Origin of the sequence: Desulfuromonas sp. (assembly GCA_002869615.1) — a bacterium.
In the GTDB taxonomy this organism is placed as follows: Bacteria; Desulfobacterota; Desulfuromonadia; order Desulfuromonadales; family UBA2294; genus BM707.
In genome coordinates this window covers 1-3,526 of the sequence record PKUH01000012.1, presented here as the reverse complement: position 1 = coordinate 3,526, position 3,526 = coordinate 1, and the positions used below count along the sequence as shown (strand labels likewise).

Genomic DNA, 3,526 nt, shown 5'->3' with positions numbered 1-3,526 from the left:
TCGCGGCCAATTAAGTCTTTGGTTCAACAACAACCTTCAACCTTTATCACGCCCGTTCGTTTCACTCACTCGAGGACGCAGAGGGCACAGAGGAAAATCCCAAAACAGTTCTTTTGATTTTAAACAAAACCATATTCTTTGATATTGATCTTCTCTGCGGTCTCTGCGCCCTCTGCGCGAGCCGCCTTTATTTAGGGACAGCCCCCATCCGGGGACAGTCCCTGTGTTGTATATTTCGATGTCTAAATAATGATCTTTGCTCCCGGTAGTTCATCTTCCAGCTTACGGCTTAAAGCTTCCCTTGCTGCCTGTTCCCCATGCACCAGATGGATCTCTTGCGGTTGGATCCGCATCCGCTTGACGAAATTGACCAGGTTTTGCTGATCGGCGTGCGCCGAATAGCCACTGATCGTATGCACCCCGGCCTTGATGTCGATCTTCCGGCCATCAAGGACAACATACCCGCCGCGCGGGCCATACCTCTGGATATCCTGACCCGGAGTTCCGGCTGCCTGGTAGCCGACGAACAAAACATCGGTGCGCTGATCCGGCAGCAGCTCTTTCAGGTAGTTAACGATCCGGCCGCCGCTGAACATCCCGGAGCTGGCGATGACGATACAGGGCCGGGCTTTCTTTTTCAGATACTGCACCGCATGCAGATGGTCCTGGTGTGAGGCGATGGTGGTCATCTGTTCAAAGCTCAGTGGATGCCGGCCGGAGGTTACCTTCCGCTTCGCCTCGGCATCCCAGTACGCCTTCAGGTCGCGAAACACTTCGGTAAAGCGATTAGCCAATGGTGAATCGACGATGATCTCGAGCTCTTCCCAGGGCAGATTCTTCGCAGCAAATCGTGTTCGGTTGCGATGGACAATCTCTTCGAGCTCGTACAGCAGCTCCTGGGTCCGCCCGAGAGCAAAAGAAGGAATCAGGACCACACCTCGATCAGATAACGCCCGTTCAATGATCCGCCGCAATGTTGCCCGCCGTTCCTTCCGCCCTGCATGCAACCGGTCGCCATAGGTCGACTCGAGGACGAGGACATCAGCACGGTATGGCGACTTCGGAGCCGGCAGCAGCGGCGAGAACGGAGCACCCAGGTCGCCGGAGAACACGATTCTTTGCTTTTCCATCTGCCGACTGACAACTGACATCTGACGACTCTCGATTTCAACGTAAGCAGAACCGAGGATGTGACCGGCACTTTGCAGTTTAAACTGCAAAGAGTTATCAGTAGACAGTTTACAGTTGTCAGTTTTAAGCTTAGCGTTTTGATCAAGGATTTTACTGCGATCTGCCAACTGACAACTGCCCACTGTCATCCAGGTTCCGTAAGGAACTGCGATGACCCTCTTCTCCACCTCTTTTAGAATTTGATTAACGCGTCTCTCGTCACGCGTCACTGCCAACTTGATTGAATCCTCCAGCATCAAAGGGAGGAGTTTAGCGGAAGGTTCACTGCAATAGAGCGGTCCTTTAAACCCGGCTGCCAGCAGATAAGGGATACGACCGCAATGGTCAAGATGGATATGGGTCAGAATGAGGGCTTTGATGTGCTCAACCGGAAAGTAGATTTCAGGTGATGATTGGTCACGCCCCTGGGTCAGACCGCAGTCGATGAGAATGCCGGAACCGTCCGGCAGGCGGAGTTCATGACAGGAACCGGTGACGGTATCTTTACCGCCATGGCTAATAATCTTCAAAATCCCCTCCGATTTTTAATTTCAAACGAATTTAATGAATTGAACTATTGCAACCAATCATAACAAATTAAACCAATCATAACGATTCTACCCACCATGGTGGATTATCTGCATTGTGCCCCCCCACTTCAATGAATTTAATTATTTAGCCGCCAATTGACGCCGCTTATCGCTGATTAAGGCAAAAAACAGAACTTTCTCACGCCCGTTCGCTGCGCTCTCTGCGCGAGACGAGAAACTGCAGCACTCAACATAGTGCTGGATGTTCAACCTTCAACCACCTGATTACATCCCTGCGGAATTCTTTGACGAACGCAATAAGTTCCTCTGCTTCACTATCGCTGACCACACCAACCCTGTCATACTCAGCTTGATTACGTTTGACCCTACAAGCATCAAGATAATCAGCGTCCCCCTTACGCTCAGCGCCAAGGATGAGCGGCAAAGCCTGAATTGTTCGATAATGATGAAGATTTTTTTCTGCGCGATATCCGGATGCATGCAACAGGACAAAACACAATTTTTGAGCGGCATTGTAAGCGATGCCGAATCGCCAGTCAGCGGACAAATCACTACGAGCATCGCCAAGATCACGTTCGACAATCCGTAAGAGGTCGCGAATCTCCTGTTGCGACGGTTCATGTCGGCGCAACCAGGCGTTAGTCAACCAGCTTTCCAAACTCATAATCTCCCCCTTTGACATAAACCCTTGATGAGTTCATAACAGACATAATAAAATGCTCTTCAGACTGGACTCGTTTGCGAAATTCACTTACCGTGATCACATGCGGGTTGATCTCGCGCCCGATTGATTCGGAAACCGTCGAAAGCGTTGCTGTTAAAGTTCTCAGCCCTAGTGAACCGACAACCATGAGGTCGACATCACTCTGAGCACCTGACGTCCCATCTGCCATAGAGCCAAACAAAAAAGCAATTTCTACGTCATGTAATTCAGAAATCGCAGTGTTCAATAAGGCAACCATACCGACGGTCTTACTGACCAGGCCACAGATATTTGAATAAAGTGGATGCTCACGGTTAGCAAAGTAATACAAGCGATTGCCATCACGTCTGCTGTTGACCAACTCAAGCCTCGAGAGCTTCTTTAATTCCGTTTGAATGGTTCCGATTGAACACCCCGTGCGACGTTCAAGTTCACGCACATGAAGTTCTGCCGATTGCCCATCAAAGAGATGCTGAAAAACTTTCTCTCGAGCCTTCGAAGATAATATCTCACCAAGTATCGCCATAGTGACCCTTAATACCATACAATTGTATGGTATGCAAGATCGTTTTATTGTGTCTTAGAGTTGGGTTTAACCTCCAGCGTCATTCAATTGGCCTGTTCCACAGATAGCACTGTATACGCCCGCAATGATCAATATATACGTGGGTCAGAATAAGGGCTTTGATGTGCTCGACCTGAAAGTCGATTTCAGGTGAGCTTGCGTCGCGCCCCTGGGTCAGGCCGCAATCAATGAGAATGCCGGAACCGTCCGGCAGGCGAAATTCATGACAGGACCCGGTGACCGTTTCATGGCCACCATGATGGATGATGTGCATTGCGCCCCCCCGCTTGATTGAAGTTAATTTTTCAGCCGCTGATTCACGCCCGTTCGGTAACGCTCACTTAGGTCGTACTTTAACGGAGAGGCGGAGAGAGGGAGAGTTAAAGGCTATGATGTACTTCGAAATCCCCGTTTTGCTTTTGCTTCGTTTTTCTCTCTGCGCCTCAGCGACTCTCCGTTGAAACCGCATTTCTTCTTTTTTGCGGCCTCTGCGCGAGCCATCTTTTATTTAGGGACAGCCCCCTTTCGGGGACAGTC

The 3,526-nt window shown here is 50.0% G+C and carries 4 protein-coding genes; all 4 read right to left on the bottom strand.

Annotated features, from left to right (window positions below; genetic code table 11):
- Positions 1–242 precede the first annotated feature (242 nt).
- Positions 243–1,703 (bottom strand): MBL fold hydrolase, encoded by a 1,461-nt coding sequence (locus C0623_01805; protein ID PLY03289.1) that lies wholly within the window; start codon positions 1,701–1,703, stop codon positions 243–245.
- Between the two features lie 244 nt (positions 1,704–1,947).
- Positions 1,948–2,385 carry a hypothetical protein gene (locus C0623_01800; protein PLY03288.1) on the bottom strand — a complete coding sequence of 146 codons (438 nt, stop codon included), beginning with the start codon at positions 2,383–2,385 and terminating at the stop codon, positions 1,948–1,950.
- Entirely contained in the window at positions 2,360–2,968 is a 609-nt protein-coding gene (locus C0623_01795; GenBank protein PLY03287.1) for a toxin-antitoxin system toxin subunit, read from the bottom strand. The genes C0623_01800 and C0623_01795 overlap by 26 nt, the downstream gene beginning before the upstream one ends.
- 61 nt (positions 2,969–3,029) lie before the next feature.
- Positions 3,030–3,263, bottom strand: coding sequence for a hypothetical protein (locus C0623_01790; GenBank protein PLY03286.1), 234 nt, complete (start codon positions 3,261–3,263; stop codon positions 3,030–3,032).
- Between the last annotated feature and the right edge of the window lie 263 nt (positions 3,264–3,526).